We start from the raw sequence: 14,805 nt of genomic DNA, 5'->3' as shown, positions 1-14,805 counted from the left end.
AGCCCCACCAGCGCGCCCTGGGTGACGAACACGACCACGACGAACCCCCGCCCGGCGCCCATCGCGCGCATGATCCCGATCTCGGGCCGGCGGCGATAGGTCGACAAGAGCAGCGCCGAGGCGACCCCGATCACGATGGTGATGAGCGCAAAGCTTTTCAGGAAATACCCGGTCTGGGCCTGCGCGTTCAGCGCCTCCATCAGCTGCTCGGCGCCGTCGGTCCAGGGCACGGCATCGAGGCCCGTCAGCGCGCGGATGCGCACGGCCGTCGCATCGGCGGCGTTGAGGTCGTCGAGCTTGATCTCGATCCGGGTGATCCCCTGCGGCAGCGCGAACAGCGTGCGCGCGGTGGGCAGGCTGACAAAGGCGCTGGCCCGGTCCAGCACCCCCGTGCCGGTCTGGAAGATCCCGCCCAGCGTCAGCACCGCGCTGACCCCGTTCGACGATTGCAGCCGCAGCACCTGACCCACCGACAGGTCGAGGTCCTCGGCCAGCCGCCGGCCCAGCACCACCACCCCCGCGCCCAGCCGCCCCGACCCCGCGACGATGTAGCCCTCCAGGTCCAGGATGGCGGATTCGCGGCCCGGCTCCAGCCCGGTCACGCTGACCTGTGCGACCTGTGTGCCGCGGGCGACGAAGCCCGCGCCGGTGATCTGCGGCGACACCGCGCGCACGCCGGGGACGGCCTCGATCAGCGGTGTCCAGGTCGCGGCGTCGCGCAGGGTTGCGGTGCGCAGCCCGCCCGGCTCCACCGCCGCCAGGACATGGCCGTCGGCACGGATCAGGATGGCGGGGTCGGGGGTCTCGGCCTCGATGGTGACGTGGCTGATGTCGCCCACGGTGCGCGACAGGATGAACTCGGCCAGGCCGCCGATCAGCGCCGACATGAAGATGAAGATGAACACCCCCACCGCCACCCCCGAGACCAGCAGCGCGGTCTGCGCCTTGCTGGCGGTCAGGTAGCGCAGCGCGATCTTGAGGGCATAGGGCATCAGGGTTGCGCCGTGCGGACCGGCTGCCCGTCGCGCAGGTCGGCGGCATCCACGATCACCGCGTCCCCGGGCGCGAGGCCGTCGGTGACGATCAGCCGTGCGGCGGGCCAGTCGATCACCGTGACGGGCTGCCGTCGGGCCATGCCGTCACGCGCCACGAACACCGCCGCGTCGGCGCCGTCCGTCACCACCGCGCCGCGCGGCACCGTCAGGGCGGCATCACGACGATCCACCACGATGTTGGCCGTCACCGTCAGCCCGATGGGCGCGCTGACGGGCGCATCGAAGCCGATCCGGACCGCCAGCCCCCCGGTGGCGGTGTCGACCCGCCCGGCGACGGTGCGCACATGGCCCGCGCGCGTCTCCCCCTCACCCGCGAGGCGCAGCGCGGCGGGCTGGCCGACGGCGATCTGGCTGGCGCGCGCCTCGTCGACATCCGTTTCGACGACGAGGTCGGTAAGGTCGGCCAGCGTCATCAGCACGGTCGCGGTGTCCACGGTCTGTCCCGGCTCGGCGTCCAGCGCGACGATGGTGCCGGTGAGGGGGGCGCGCAGGGTGTGGCGGGCCAGTTGCACCTGGGCCTGCTCCAGCAGGGCGGTCATGCGGGCGACCTCCTGCCGGGCGGACTGCACCGCGCGGCGGTCCGCCTCCAGCCCCGCCGCGCTGACGTTCCCCCCCAGCGCGAGCGCGCGGGCAAAGGTCGCCTCGGCCTGGTCCTGTGCCACCAGCGCGGCATCGAGGCCCGCCAGCGCCTGGCGCAGCACGGCGTCCTGTGCGGCGGTGTCGATGCGGGCGAGGATGTCGCCGCTGGCGGCATCGGCGCCCTCCGCGACCTCCACCCGGGTCAGCACGCCGCCCACGAGGGGCCGCACATCGACCGAGTGCAGCGCCGCGATGCGTCCGTTGACCGCAAGCACACGGGTCACGGGGGCCATCGCGACCCGTTCGACCATGACCGGCAGCACCGTCGGTGCCCAAGGTTGCACAACGGCCAGCGCCGCGATCAGCGCGCCGATCCCCCCGGCCCCCAGCCACCACCACAGCCGGCGTGGCCCCCGGTCGCCGCGGACCGGCTGCGGGCGCACGGCCGGCAGCGCTGCCGTGTCCGGCGTCCGGGCGCGGGTGGGGGCGTGCGCGGTCTCCGGTTCGGGTCTCTTCGTCCCACTCATCCCGCCACCACTCCGGGTCCACCCCTCCGCCACCCTTGCCGGTGCGGGCGCCCGAAAACCACCCCCAATCGGCGGTGGTGCCCGAACATGGCCGTGGCCGGCGTGGCCTCAGCGCTCGCCCCGGCGCCAGGGCGCCATCAGGGCGGCGGGGACCTCGGCGCGGCGGGCGACCAGAACCAGCGCGAGGATCGACAGAAGGTACGGCGCCATCAGGAACAGCTGATACGGCACCCCGTCGATCACGGTCTGCAACCGCAACTGGTAGGCATCGAAGAACGCGAACAGCAGCGCCCCCAGCAGCGCCTTGCCCGGTCGCCATGACGCGAACACCACCAGCGCGATGCAGATCCAGCCCCGCCCCTGCACCATCTCGGGAAAGAACGAGTTGAACGCCACCGTCGTCAGGAACGCGCCCCCCAGCGCCATCAGCGCCGAGCCTGCCATGACCGCGCCGATGCGCAGCGCGATGGGGTTGAGGCCCTGCGCCTCCACCGCGTGGGGGTTCTCGCCGGTCATGCGCAGCGCCAGGCCCAGCGGCGTGCGCGCCAGCACCCACGCCAGCCCCACCACCGCCGCCAGCGCCAGATACGTCGGCGCGGCCTGCTGGAACAGCACCGGGCCGATGAACGGCAGGTCCGACAGCACGGGGATATGCAGGCGGGGGAACCGCGCGATGGTGGGCGGAAGCTGGCCCACCTCCACGATCAGGCGATAGAGGTAATATGCCAGCGCCGAGCCGAACAGCGTGATCCCCAGCCCCGAGACATGCTGCGACAGCCCCAGCGGCACCGTCAGCAGCGCATGCAACAGCCCCAGCGCCGCGCCCGCCACGGCGGCCATCGCCAGCCCCGTCCACAGATCGGCGCCCAGATACACCGTCAGCCAGCCCACCATGGCGCCCATGGTCATGATCCCCTCGATCCCGAGGTTCAGCACGCCCGCGCGTTCGCAGATCAGCGCGCCCAGCACGCCAAAGATCAGCGGCGTCGCGATGCGCAGCACCGAGGCCCACAGGCTCGCGGTCGTCAGAAGCTCCAGCGCCTCGGTCATCGGCGGATCCTGTGGCTGGTGAAGACAAGCGCGACCAGCATCGTCAGCAGCGACAGCGCCACGATCACGTCGGCGATGAAGGAGGGCACGCCGGTCGCGCGGCTCATGCCGTCGGCGCCCACGAACACGGCGGCCACGAAGATCGCGGCGGCCACGACACCGGCCGGATGCAATGCGGCCAGCATCGCCACCACGATCCCGGCATAGCCGAAGCCCGGCGACATGGTGGTGGTGACGGCGCGGGTGACCCCCATCACCTCGATCGCGCCCGCCAGCCCCGCCAGCCCCCCCGACAGGCACGCCACGCCCAGGATGGTGCGCGTCAACCGCACGCCCGCGAACCCGGCGGCGGTGGCATTGTGGCCCAGCGCGCGCGCCTCGGTCCCGAAAACGGTCCGCGACAGCACCAGCCACACCACCGCCGCCGCCGCGATGGCCACCAGCAGGCCCGCATGCAGGCGCGTGCGCTCCACCAGGCGCGGCAGGCGGTAGTCGGGATCGATCGGCACGGATTGGGGCCAGCCGAAGGCCAGCGGGTCGCGCAACGGTCCCTCGATCATCAGCCCGACGAACAGGATCGCCACGAAGTTCAGCAGCAGCGTGGTCACGACCTCGTCGACGCCGAAGCGCATCCGCAGATAGGCGGGACCGGCCAGCAGCGCCGCGCCGGCCACCATGCCCATCACCATCAGCGCGGCCATGCCCATGGGGCCACCCAGCACGCCGGGCAACAGGAAATGCCCCGCCCACGCCACCGTCAGCGCACCGAGGAAGAACTGCCCCTCGGCCCCGATGTTCCACAGCCGCGCGCGGAAGGCGACCGCCGCCGCCAGCCCCGTCAGCATCAGCGGCGTCGCGCGGGTCAGAAGCTCGGTGATCCCCCCGCGCGAGCCGAAGGCGGCACGCGCCATCTCGGCATAGGCCGTCAGCGGGTTGACCCCGGCGGCGGCGATCAGCCCCGCCGCCAGCATCAAGGCCACCGCAATGGCCGCCAGCGGGGCTGTGGCGACCAGCACCAGCGGCACATGGGCGCGCCGTTCAAGCCGCATCGGGCGCCCCCCTTGTGTCCCAGACCCCGGCCATCATCAGGCCCAGCGTGCGGGGGTCGGCGTCCTCGGCGCCCAGTTCGCGCGACAGCCGACCGCCGACGATGGCGCGCAGCCGGTCGGCGAGCGCGACGGCCTCCTCCAGCTCCTCGGTGATCAGCAGGATCGCGGCGCCGCGCGCGCGCGCGGCCAGCAGGTCGGCGTGCACGGCGGCGATGGCCCCTTCGTCGAGGCCCCGCGTGGGCTGGTTGGCCAGGATGAAGCGCGGCCCGGAAGCCAGGGTCCTGCCCAGGATCAGCTTCTGCATGTTGCCCCCGGAAAGCTGTCGGGTCGGCGTCTCGGGCGTCGCACCGCGGATGTCGAAACGGGCGATCAGGTCGCGCGCATGGGCCCGCGCCGCCGCCCGCCGCACGAAGCCGAAGCGCGAGAACCGGGTCTGGCGCAGCCGCTCCAGCACCGCGTTTTCCCATACGGGCAGGTCGCCCACGACGCCCTCGGCGTGGCGGTCCTCGGGGATGCGGCCCATCCCGGCGGCGGTGAAGTCGCGCACGCGCGCGCCGGTCATGTCGCGCCCGCCCAGCACCAGCCGCCCGGCCGCGGGCGCCGTCTGCCCCGTCAGCAGCGCGCCCAGCGCGGACTGCCCGTTGCCCGACACGCCGACGATGGCCAGGATCTCGCCCGCGCGGACCTCCAGCGACAGGTCGTGCAGGCGGGTCTGGCCGTCCTGCTCCAGCCGCACGCCCTCGGCCACCAGAACCGGCGCGCCGGGGGTCTGCGGCGCGCGCCGGGGCCGGGTGACGCGGCGGCCCACCATCAGCTCCGCCAGCTCCCCGGCCGAGGTGTCGGCGGTGCGCCGCTCGGCCACCAGCCGGCCCGCGCGCAGCACCGCCACCCGGTCTGACGCCGCCATCACCTCGGTCAGCTTGTGGCTGATGAAGATCAGCGACAGCCCCGCCTCGGTCATCCCGCGCAGCGTTTCGAACAGTTTCTGCGCCTCGGGGCGGGCAAGGACGGCCGTGGGCTCGTCCAGGATCAGGATGCGGGCATCGCGGTAAAGCGCCTTGAGGATCTCCACCCGTTGCCGTTCGCCGACCGAGAGGCGGCCCACCCGCGCGTCGGGGTCCACCGGCAGGCCGAAGCGGTCCGCCAGCGCCAGCAGCCGCGCGCGCCCGGCACGGCGATGGCTGGCGGGGCGCCACAACGGCTCGGTGCCCAGCATGACGTTGTCGAGAACGCTCAGGTTGCCCGCCAGCGTGAAGTGCTGGTGCACCATGCCGACGCCCGCGTCGATGGCGGCGCGCGGGCGGCCGGGCGGCAGGGGTTGGCCGAACACCTCCACCGTGCCGGAATCGGCGGCGTAGTGGCCGAACAGGATGTTCATCAGCGTGGTCTTGCCCGCGCCGTTCTCGCCCAGAAGCGCCAGGATCTCGCCCTGTTCCAGTGTCAGGGTGATGTCGTCGTTGGCCAGCAGGGGGCCGAAGCGACGGGTGATGTTGCGCAGCGCCAGAACCTCGGTCATGGGGCGGCGCCCGCGATGGCGGCGGGGTACGGGATCGCGGGCAGCCGGGGCGCGATGCGCGCGGCCAGCCGCAACAGCGCGCGGTCGGTGCCGCGCGCGGCCAGCATCTGCACCCCCACCGGCAGGCCCGCGTGCATCCCGGCGGGCAGCACCAGCGCGGGCCAGCCCGTCACATTGGCCAGCGCCGCGTTGGGCGCAACCGCCTCCATCCGGGCGAGGTGGGCATCGACGTCGGTGGCGGTGGCATCGAAATGCCCCACCGGCGGCGGCGGACCGGCGAGAACCGGCATCACCAGCACATCGGCCCCTGCCAGCAGCGCGGTGGCGTCATGTGCGATGCGCGCCATCTCGCGGTGCGCGGCAAGGATCGCGGTGCCCGGCAGCGCGCGCCCCCGCGCGACGGCCGCGGCCGCGATCGGCGACATCGCGCTGTCCGCCAGCCCGAGGGCCGTCACCCCCTCGGCCATCGCCGCGGCCAGGACATCCCCCGCCACGCGGTGCGCGCGCGCGCCCAGATCATCGGGCGCGGGCGCGTGGGTCACGGTGCAGCCCGCATCCGCCAGCAGCCGGCCGACCTCGGCCACCGCCGCGTGCTGGGCCGGACCGCACCGCTCCGGCATCATCAGGGCGACGCGCGGGCGATCGGGCAGGGGTTGCGCCGCGCCCTCGGCCACCAACGCACAGGCGGTGGCCACATCGCGCAGGCTGCGCGCCAGCACCAGCTCGGAGGCGAGGCCCATCAACAGGTTGTCGAACCCCGGACCCATCGGCACCGCCCCGCGCGAGGGCTTGAGCCCCCACAGCCCGCAGGCCGCCGCCGGCACCCGGATCGAGCCCCCCGCATCGGTGGCATGCGCGATCGCCACCAGCCCCGCCGCCACCGCCGCCGCCGCCCCGCCGGACGATCCGCCGGGGCTGCGGGTGGCATCAAAGGGATTGCGCGCGACCGGGCCCCCGCGCGCCTCGGAGGTCAGGGCAAAGCCGAACTCGGGCACCGTGGACAGCCCCACCGGGATCAGCCCGCCCGCGCGCAGCCGCGCGAACAGTGGCGAATCCGCCTCCGGGTCCGGCAGAAGCGATCGCAGCGCGTCCGAGCCCGCCGCCGGTGCCAGACCCCGCGCGGCGCAGCCCAGGTCCTTGGCAAGCATGGGCACGCCCGCGAACGGGCCGGGGGCCGAACTGTCGGCGGCCGCCAGCGCCACCGCGTCGGGCAGCATCCGCGCGACCGCCCCCAGATCGGCGCGCGCGGCCACCGCCGCCAGGGTGGCGGCCATCACGGCACGGGCGGTGGTGCGCCCGGCCGCGATGTCGGCGGCCAGGGCGGTGGCGTCATGGGTCATCGGACGGCTCAGGCGGGCTCGCTTTCGTCGATGGGGACCTCGAAGTCGCCGGCCTCGATCTCGGCGCGGCGGGCGTGCATGGCGGCTGCGGCCTCGGCGGGGACGTCGTCCTCGGAGAAGATCACCGCATTGCCGCCGTGGCGCATGAACGAGTATTCGGTGTAGTCGCGCCCCACCGGGTTGCCCGCGGTGATGTCGGCCACGATGGCCGCGATGGTCGGGTCGTAATGCCAGATCGCGTTGGCAAAGACCGTCCCCGGATACCGCTCGGTATAGTCGATCAGGCTGCCGATGGCCTTGACGCCGCGCTCCTCGGCGCCGTCGGCGGTGCCGATGCGTTCACCGAACAGCACGTCGGCGCCCGAGTCGATCTGCGCGATGGCGGCCTCCTTGGCGCGGGCCGGGTCGAACCAGGCGCCGATGAAGCCGTTGAGGAACCGCGCGTCCGGCTTCGTCTCCAGCACGCCAAAGCGGTAGGCGTTGATCAGCAGGTTGACCTCGGGGATGGGATAGCCGCCGACCGAGCCGAAGACGCCGGTTTCCGACATCGCGCCCGCCAGCATGCCGGCCAGATACGCCGCCTCGTGGTTGCGGGTGCCGAAGACGCCGAAGTTGTCGCCCTGCGGCCCGCCGGAGGAGCCCATGAGGAACGCGGTCTCGGGGTAGTCCTCGGCGACCTCGCGGGCCTCGCGCTCCACGGCGTAGGCCTCACCCCAGACGAGCTGCGCGCCCGCGTCGGCGAACTGGCGCATGGCGCGGGGATAGTCGGTGGCCGAGACGCCTTCGGAGAAGTCATAGGTGATCAGGCCCGCATCAGCCGCCGCGCGCATCGCCAGGTGGATGCGGCTGTTCCAGGCGTTCTCCACCGGGCTGGCGTGCACGGCGGCGACGCGCACCGGACCTTGCGCCTGGGCGCGGCGGAGATAGGCCGGCAGCGCCAGCGTCGCGGCCGCGCCGACCAGAAGGGTGCGTCGGGTGGGGGAAATGCGCATGGGTCAGTCCTTTCGTGGGATGGGACGGGCGGGATCAGTCCCCCGCGGGCGGGGCATAGGCGGCGGGATCGACGGTGGCGGGGCGCCCCTCCATCGACAGCCGGGCGATGCGGGGCGGGGTCTCGGCCAGCACGCGGCCGTGGCGGATCACCGCCAGACGGGTGGCGCGCAGGCGCACCGCCTCGATCGGGTCGCGGGCCTGCAACACCACCATGCTGGCAGGTCCCCCCACCCGCAGGCGCGGGTCCGGCAGGCCCATGGCCCGCGCACCGTTCAGCGTCACGGAGTCGAACGCCCAGGCCATCGCCTCGCGCGCGGTCATCGGCACGGCATGCACCGCCATGTGCGCCACATCGAGCATGTCGCCCGAGCCCAGCGGATACCACGGGTCCATCGTGCAATCCTGCCCGAAGGCGACGTTCACCCCGGCCGCGCGCAGCTCCGCCACCCGCGTCAGGCCCCGGCGCCGGGGATAGGTGTCGGCCCGGCCCTGGAGCGTGATGTTGATCAGTGGGTTGGGCACCACCGACAGCCCCGATTCCGCGATCAGCGGGATCAGCTTGGAGGCGTAATAGTTGTCGTAGGAATGCATCGCGGTGGTGTGGCTGGCCACCACGCGATCGCCCAGTCCCAGCCGCGTCGTCTCGGCCGCCAGCGTCTCGATATGGCGCGACATCGGGTCGTCGCTTTCGTCGCAGTGCAGATCGAGGCGCAGGCCGCGCTCGGCCGCGATCTCGCACAGCCGGCGGACCGAGGCGGCGCCGGCCTCCATCGTGCGCTCGAAATGCGGGATGCCGCCCACGACGTCCACGCCCATGTCCAGCGCGCGGATCAGGTTCGCCTCGGCCGTCGGGTCGCGGAAGAGCCCGTCCTGCGGAAACGCCACCAGCTGCAGGTCGATCCACGGTGCCACGCGCGCGCGCACCTCCAGCAGCGCCTCCACCGCCGTCAGCCGGTCGTCGCAGACATCCACATGGGACCGGATCGCGCCGATCCCCTGCGCCACCGCCAGATCGCAGTAGCGCAGCGCCCGCTCCATCACCGCATCCGCGGTCAGGAGCGGTTTCAGCTCGCCCCACAGCGCGATCCCCTCCAGCAGCGTGCCCGAGCGGTTCAGCCGCGGCATCCCGAGGCTGAGCGTCGCATCCATGTGAAAATGTGGATCGACAAAGGGCGGCGCCACCAGATGGCCGGCGGCGTCGATCACCCGACCGGCCTGCGCCTCGATGGCAGGCTCGATCCCGGCGATGCGGCCGTCGCGCACGGCGATGTCGCACGGCTCCGAACGGTCCGGAAGCCTGCAATTTCGCAACAAAAGGTCGATCATGGGCTCACCCGTGGTTTCCCTGCAAGCTAGGCCCAGTGCCGACGGCCCGCAATCGCGAAACCGCGCCGACGCTGCGGAAACCGGCGGCACGCCCGCCGCCATGCCCGCAACGCAGGCGCAGGGCAGGCGCAGGGCAGCCGCAACCCGCCGCCCGCGCGATCCGGCCGCGGCGGCGATCCGGCGTCGACCGCGGCGTCACTCGCTGCTAGGTTGCAGCCCGAGCGAGGAGGACAGCATCATGCGACATTCGTTGGCGGCCGCGTTCGTGATCGCCGCGGCCCCCGCACTGGGCCAGGCCACGCAGGACTTTCCCGAGGGTACGATCGCCGTCGCCCCCCGCGCAGCCGTTCAGGCGCGCGACTTCATGGTTGTCGCCGCCCATCCGCTGGCGTCCCGGGCCGGGTATGACGTGCTGGCCGCCGGGGGATCGGCCGCCGATGCGGCGGTGGCGGTGCAGGCGATGCTGACACTGGTGGAGCCACAGAGCTCGGGCCTCGGCGGGGGCGGGTTCCTGCTCCATTGGGATGCGGCGAGCGCGGAGTTGACCACCTATGACGCGCGCGAGCGGGCGCCGCTGGCGGCCGGCCCGGAGTACTGGCTGGACGCCGAAGGGGCGCCGGTCGCGTTCTGGGATGCGGTGGTGGGCGGTCGCTCGGTCGGGGTGCCGGGCACGCCGCTGCTGCTGGAGACGATCCACGCGCGCCACGGCCGCCTGCCGTGGGGCGATCTGTTCGCCGCCGCCATCGCCAGCGCCGAAGCGGGCTTTCCCGTCAGCGCGCGGCTCGCAGGCGCGATCGCCAACGCCCGCGCGCTGGACCGCTTCGCCCCCGCGCGCGAACTGTTCTTCGATGCCGACGGCGCACCGCTGGCCGAAGGCGCCGTCATGCGCAACCGGGCGCTCGCGGCCTCGTTGCGCACCCTGGCGGCCGAGGGCGCGGCGCCGTTCCATTCCGGCGCCATCGCCCGCGACATCCTGGCCACGGTGCGCGGCGCGGAAAACCCCGGTATGCTGAGCATGCAGGACATGGAGAGCTACCGGGTGATCGCGCGTGACCCGGTCTGCATGGACTATCGCGGCCACCGGGTCTGCGGGATGGGGCCGCCGTCGTCGGGGGCGCTGACCGTGGGCCAGATCCTCGGGATGCTGGAGGGGGTCGACCTGCGCGCGCTGGGCCCCGGCCCGCAGTCTACGCATCTGTTCCTCGAGGCCGCGCGCCTGGCGTTCGCCGACCGCGCGCTTTACATGGCCGACGCCGATTTCGTGGACATGCCCGAGGGGCTTCTGGACCGCGCCTACCTGGCCGACCGCGCCGCGCTGATCGACCCGGCGACCTCGATGGGGGTGGCCGCACCCGGCACCCCGCCCTGGGAGGAGGCGCGCGCCCGGGCCCCCCACACCGACCCCGAGCACGGCGGCACCACCCATTTCGTCATCGTCGATGGCGACGGCAACATGGTGTCGGCCACCACGACCATCGAGCAGGGCTTCGGCAGTCGGCTGATGACCGGGGGCTTCCTTCTGAACAACGAGCTGACCGACTTTGCCCGCGCGCCGATGGCCGACGGCCGCCCCGTCGCCAACCGGGTGGAGGGCGGCAAGCGCCCGCGCTCGTCGATGTCGCCGACCATCGTGCTGCGCGACGGCGCCCCGGTGATCCTGCTTGGCAGCCCCGGTGGCGCGGCGATCATCCACTACACCGCACAGGCGATCATCGCGATGCTGGACTGGGACCTCGACCCGCAGGCGGCGACGGCGCTGGCCCACGCGGTCACCTTCAACGGCCCCGTCAGCATCGAGGCCACACCGGACGCCGAGGCCCGCGCCGAGGCGCTGGCCGCGCGCGGCCACGAGGTCACGGTGCGCGACCTGAATTCGGGGCTGCACATCATCCGCATCACCGACGATGGCCTGCTGGGGGGCGCCGATCCCCGCCGCGAGGGGCGCGCGATGGGCGATTGAGGCCCCCGGCCCAGCGCGCGGCGCCGCGCCCGGCCACGCCATGGCCCCCGACACCGCCCCCCGCCAGCGCCGATGCCGGCGCGGATGCTGGCGCTCAGGCGGCCTTGGTCAGCCGGTCGAGCGCCATCAGCCGCGCAAGGAACGGGCGCATCGTGGCGATCGGCAGCATGTTGGGTCCGTCCGAGGCGGCGTTGTCAGGGTCGTCGTGGCATTCCACAAACACCGCGGCGACCCCGACCGCGACGGCCGCGCGCGCCAGCGGTGCCACGAACTCCCGCTGCCCGCCCGAGGCGGTGCCCAAGCCCCCCGGCAACTGCACCGAATGGGTGGCGTCGAACACCACCGGATAGCCCGTCGCCGCCATCACCGGCAGCGCGCGCATGTCGCTGACGAGCATGTTGTAGCCGAAGGACGCGCCGCGTTCCGTCAGCAGGATGCGCCGGTTGCCGGTGGACGCGACCTTGTCGGCCACGTTGGCCATGTCCCAGGGCGCCAGGAACTGCCCCTTCTTGACGTTCACCACCCGGCCCGTGGCGCCCGCGGCCAGCAACAGGTCGGTCTGGCGGCACAGGAAGGCGGGGATCTGGAGGATGTCCACCGCCTCGGCCACCGCCGCGCACTGGGCGGCGTCGTGCACGTCCGTCAGCACCGGGCAGCCGAACTCGGCCCGGATGTCCGACAGCACCCGCAGGCCCGCGTCCAGCCCCACGCCCCGTGCCCCCTTCAGCGAGGACCGGTTGGCCTTGTCATAGCTCGCCTTGAACACCAGCCCGAGGCCGAGGTCCGCGCACACCCCCACCAGCGTTTCGGCCATGCGGCGGGCGTGGTCGGCGCTTTCGATCTGGCAGGGGCCGGCGATCAGGGTCAGGGGGGCATCGTTGGCGATGCGCAGCGTGCCGATGTCGACGGGGATCATGCGATGCCCTCCGCTTGCAGGACGGATTCAACGCGGGCCACGTCTTCGGGGGTGTTGACCTCCCAGAAGGCGCGGCCGCGGTCGGCGACCTCGACGCAGGCGACGGGGTGGCCGTGCTCGAGGAAGCGCAGCTGCTCCAGACCCTCGCGCGCCTCCAGCGCACCGGGCGGCAGCGCGCCATAGGTGGCCAGCGCCTGCGGCGTGTAGGCATAGACGCCGACGTGGTGGAACACCGGCCCGTCGCCGAAGGGCAGCACCTCCTTGGAGAAATACAGCGCCCGACCCTGCGCGCCCAGAACGGCCGTGGTGCCGCCGACGCGGCCGTTGCGGCGATCCTCGCGCAGCATCGCCAGCGCATCGGGGGTGCAGCGCAGCACCGGGGTCGCGACCGCCGGGCCGTCGGGCGCGCGCATCGCGTCGATCAGCGCGGTGACGAACCACGGCGGCGTCAGCGGCGCGTCGCCTTGCAGGTTGACCACCACCCGGTCCGACAGGCCCAGCGTGGCCACCGCCGCGGCCACCCGCTCGGTGCCGTTGCGGCAGCTCTCGGGGGTCATCACCACCTGCGCGCCAAAGCCGTGCGCGGCGCTGGCGATGCGGTCGTCGTCGGTGGCGACCCAGACGCCATCGACGCCCGGCACCGCCATCGCCGCATCCCACGCCCGCCGGATCAGCGCGCGCGCATCCCCGGTCGCCCCGCGCAGCGCCGTCAGCGGCTTGCCCGGAAACCGGGTCGAGGCATACCGCGCCGGAATCACGATCACCGCCATCACGCCACCCCCGCCCGCAGGCAATCATGCAGATGAATCAGCCCCAGCAGCGTGCCGCCGCCGTCCACCACCATCAACGAGGTGATGCGCCGCGCGGTCATGATCCCCAGCGCCTCGGACGCCAGCGCGTCGGGGCCGATGGTTTGCGGGTTGGGCGTGGCCACGGCGCCGGCCGTGCGTGCCATCAACCCGTCGAGGTTCCGCCGCAGGTCGCCATCGGTGACCACCCCCGCCAGCCGGTCGCCCGCGACCACCGCCACCACGCCGAAGCCCTTGCGCGACATCTCGATCAGCGCCTCGCCCATGGGGGTGTCGGGGGTCACCACCGGCAGCGCGTCGCCGTCGTGCATCAGCGCGCGCACCGGCGCGAGCTGCGCGCCCAGTGTGCCGCCGGGATGGAACGCCGCGAAACCTTCGCGCGAGAACCCGCGCGCCTGCATCACCGCCACCGCCAGCGCGTCGCCCAGCGCCATCATCATGGTGGTGGATGTCGTCGGCGCCAGTCCGATCGCACAGGCCTCGGGCGCGTCGGGCAGCAGCAGGCCCGGGTCGGACTGCCGCATCAGGGTGCTGTCGGCGACCCGGCTGATGCCGATCAGCGCGATGGCGTGGCGCCGCGCATGGGCGATGACGTCCGCCAGTTCCTTCGTCTCGCCCGAGGCGGACAGCAGCAGGCAGATGTCGGCCGAGGTGATCATGCCCAGATCGCCGTGGCTCGCCTCGGCCGGGTGGACGAACTGCGCCGGCGTTCCGGTGGAGGCAAAGGTGGCGGCGATCTTGCGCCCGACATGCCCCGACTTGCCCATGCCGGACACGATCAGACGCCCGCGTGCGGTCCGGATCGCGTCGACCGCGCGCGCGAATGCGCGCGCAAACGGCGCCGCCAGCCCCTCCGACAGCGCCGCATCGATCAGCGAGAGCCCCTGCACCTCGGCGCGCAGCACCCCCTGTCCCACCCGAACGCTGTCGAGGTCGGGCACCGGACCCTCTGCCTGCGTCAAACCCTGTGGCACCTCTGGCCCCCTCCTGAACTTCGCACGATATCCCCGCCGCGGATCGGTCGGCGGGGCCGGATGGTCAAGGCCCGAAACATGCGCCCCGCGCGGCCACTGCGCCGCCCTCCCCGCCGCCGCCACGCCCGGAACGCCGGACGATCGGGGCCGCGCCGCCGGTTGGCCGGGGGCGGATCGGGCTGCCCGCCGCGACGGTTTCGTCATAGCAGGCGATCGGGGGCGCGACAAAGCCATAGTCGCGGCGGCCGGGGCGGGGGCACGTCCAGGGTCGCGCGTCGGGGGCGCCTCAGATGCGGTGGCAGCGCCGCAGGAACCGGGCCGACATCGTGATCCCGGCGACCGCCAGCCCCAGCGCCATGCCCAGCCAGATTCCCGCCGGTCCAAGCCCCAGCGGGAACGCCAGCACCCAGCTGAGGGGGACCCCCACCAGCCAGTAGCTCACCCCCGCCAGGATCATCGGCACCCGCGTGTCCTGGATGCCGCGCAACAGGCCCAGCACCACGACCTGCGCGGCGTCGAACAGCTGGAACAGCGCGGCCACCGCCAGCAGCCCCGCGCCGACCGCGATCACCGCGGCGCGCTGCGGCTCGTCCGGGCCAAGAAAGACGCCCACCAGCGCGTCGGGCACCGTCAGGAACAGCCCCACCGTCGCCAGCGCAAAGCCCAGCGACAGCGCCATCACCACCGCCGCCCCGCGCCGCAGCCCCGGAC

Annotated in this window: 13 protein-coding genes; 1 reads left to right on the top strand and 12 read right to left on the bottom strand. The window is 73.4% G+C overall.

Annotated elements, in window-relative coordinates; translation table 11 throughout:
• From CCR87_RS03815 to CCR87_RS03780, 8 genes are all read right to left on the bottom strand, one after another.
• On the bottom strand, nt 1-992 hold a 992-nt coding region (locus CCR87_RS03815; RefSeq protein WP_201156248.1), incomplete at its 3' end, for an ABC transporter permease.
• Complete coding sequence (locus CCR87_RS03810; RefSeq protein WP_201156247.1) at nt 992-2,161, bottom strand: efflux RND transporter periplasmic adaptor subunit; 1,170 nt, start codon at nt 2,159-2,161, stop codon at nt 992-994. The genes CCR87_RS03810 and CCR87_RS03815, both read right to left, overlap by 1 nt.
• 108 nt (nt 2,162-2,269) lie before the next feature.
• The gene (locus tag CCR87_RS03805; RefSeq protein WP_201156246.1) at nt 2,270-3,211 is read right to left on the bottom strand and encodes an ABC transporter permease; all 942 of its coding nucleotides are present in this window, start codon (nt 3,209-3,211) and stop codon (nt 2,270-2,272) included.
• Nucleotides 3,208-4,260 carry an ABC transporter permease gene (locus tag CCR87_RS03800; protein ID WP_201156245.1) on the bottom strand — a complete coding sequence of 351 codons (1,053 nt, stop codon included), beginning with the start codon at nt 4,258-4,260 and terminating at the stop codon, nt 3,208-3,210. The genes CCR87_RS03805 and CCR87_RS03800 overlap by 4 nt, the downstream gene beginning before the upstream one ends.
• Nucleotides 4,250-5,776, bottom strand: coding sequence for an ABC transporter ATP-binding protein (locus CCR87_RS03795; RefSeq protein ID WP_201156244.1), 1,527 nt, complete (start codon nt 5,774-5,776; stop codon nt 4,250-4,252). Before CCR87_RS03795 ends, CCR87_RS03800 begins: the two co-directional genes overlap by 11 nt.
• Nucleotides 5,773-7,116: an amidase gene (locus CCR87_RS03790; protein WP_201156243.1), complete on the bottom strand. Its 1,344-nt coding sequence runs from the start codon at nt 7,114-7,116 to the stop codon at nt 5,773-5,775. The genes CCR87_RS03795 and CCR87_RS03790 overlap by 4 nt, the downstream gene beginning before the upstream one ends.
• A gap of 8 nt (nt 7,117-7,124) precedes the next feature.
• The gene (locus CCR87_RS03785; protein ID WP_201156242.1) at nt 7,125-8,108 is read right to left on the bottom strand and encodes a BMP family protein; all 984 of its coding nucleotides are present in this window, start codon (nt 8,106-8,108) and stop codon (nt 7,125-7,127) included.
• 34 nt (nt 8,109-8,142) lie between these two features.
• Complete coding sequence (locus tag CCR87_RS03780; protein WP_201156241.1) at nt 8,143-9,435, bottom strand: amidohydrolase family protein; 1,293 nt, start codon at nt 9,433-9,435, stop codon at nt 8,143-8,145.
• 238 nt (nt 9,436-9,673) lie between these two features.
• Here CCR87_RS03780 and ggt point away from each other — a divergent pair, with 238 nt between their 5' ends.
• Nucleotides 9,674-11,395 (top strand): gamma-glutamyltransferase, encoded by a 1,722-nt coding sequence (gene ggt, locus CCR87_RS03775; protein WP_201156240.1) that lies wholly within the window; start codon nt 9,674-9,676, stop codon nt 11,393-11,395.
• A 94-nt stretch (nt 11,396-11,489) separates the two neighbouring features.
• On the opposite strand, the gene kdsA is transcribed toward ggt, so the two are convergent.
• From kdsA to CCR87_RS03755, 4 genes are all read right to left on the bottom strand, one after another.
• On the bottom strand, nt 11,490-12,311 hold the full coding sequence (kdsA, locus tag CCR87_RS03770) for a 3-deoxy-8-phosphooctulonate synthase (protein ID WP_201156239.1): 822 nt from the start codon (nt 12,309-12,311) through the stop codon (nt 11,490-11,492).
• Complete coding sequence (locus CCR87_RS03765) at nt 12,308-13,084, bottom strand: 3-deoxy-manno-octulosonate cytidylyltransferase (protein WP_201156238.1); 777 nt, start codon at nt 13,082-13,084, stop codon at nt 12,308-12,310. Before CCR87_RS03765 ends, kdsA begins: the two co-directional genes overlap by 4 nt.
• The gene (locus tag CCR87_RS03760) at nt 13,081-14,094 is read right to left on the bottom strand and encodes a KpsF/GutQ family sugar-phosphate isomerase (protein ID WP_420850144.1); all 1,014 of its coding nucleotides are present in this window, start codon (nt 14,092-14,094) and stop codon (nt 13,081-13,083) included. The genes CCR87_RS03765 and CCR87_RS03760 overlap by 4 nt, the downstream gene beginning before the upstream one ends.
• Before the next feature lie 286 nt (nt 14,095-14,380).
• The coding region (locus tag CCR87_RS03755) for an MATE family efflux transporter (protein WP_242511838.1) at nt 14,381-14,805 on the bottom strand (425 nt) is incomplete at its 5' end.

Origin of the sequence: Rhodobaculum claviforme (assembly GCF_016653255.1) — a bacterium.
In the GTDB taxonomy this organism is placed as follows: Bacteria; Pseudomonadota; Alphaproteobacteria; order Rhodobacterales; family Rhodobacteraceae; genus Rhodobaculum; species Rhodobaculum claviforme.
Note: the sequence above shows the minus strand (reverse complement) of the source record. Positions and strands in the feature narration are given on the sequence as shown.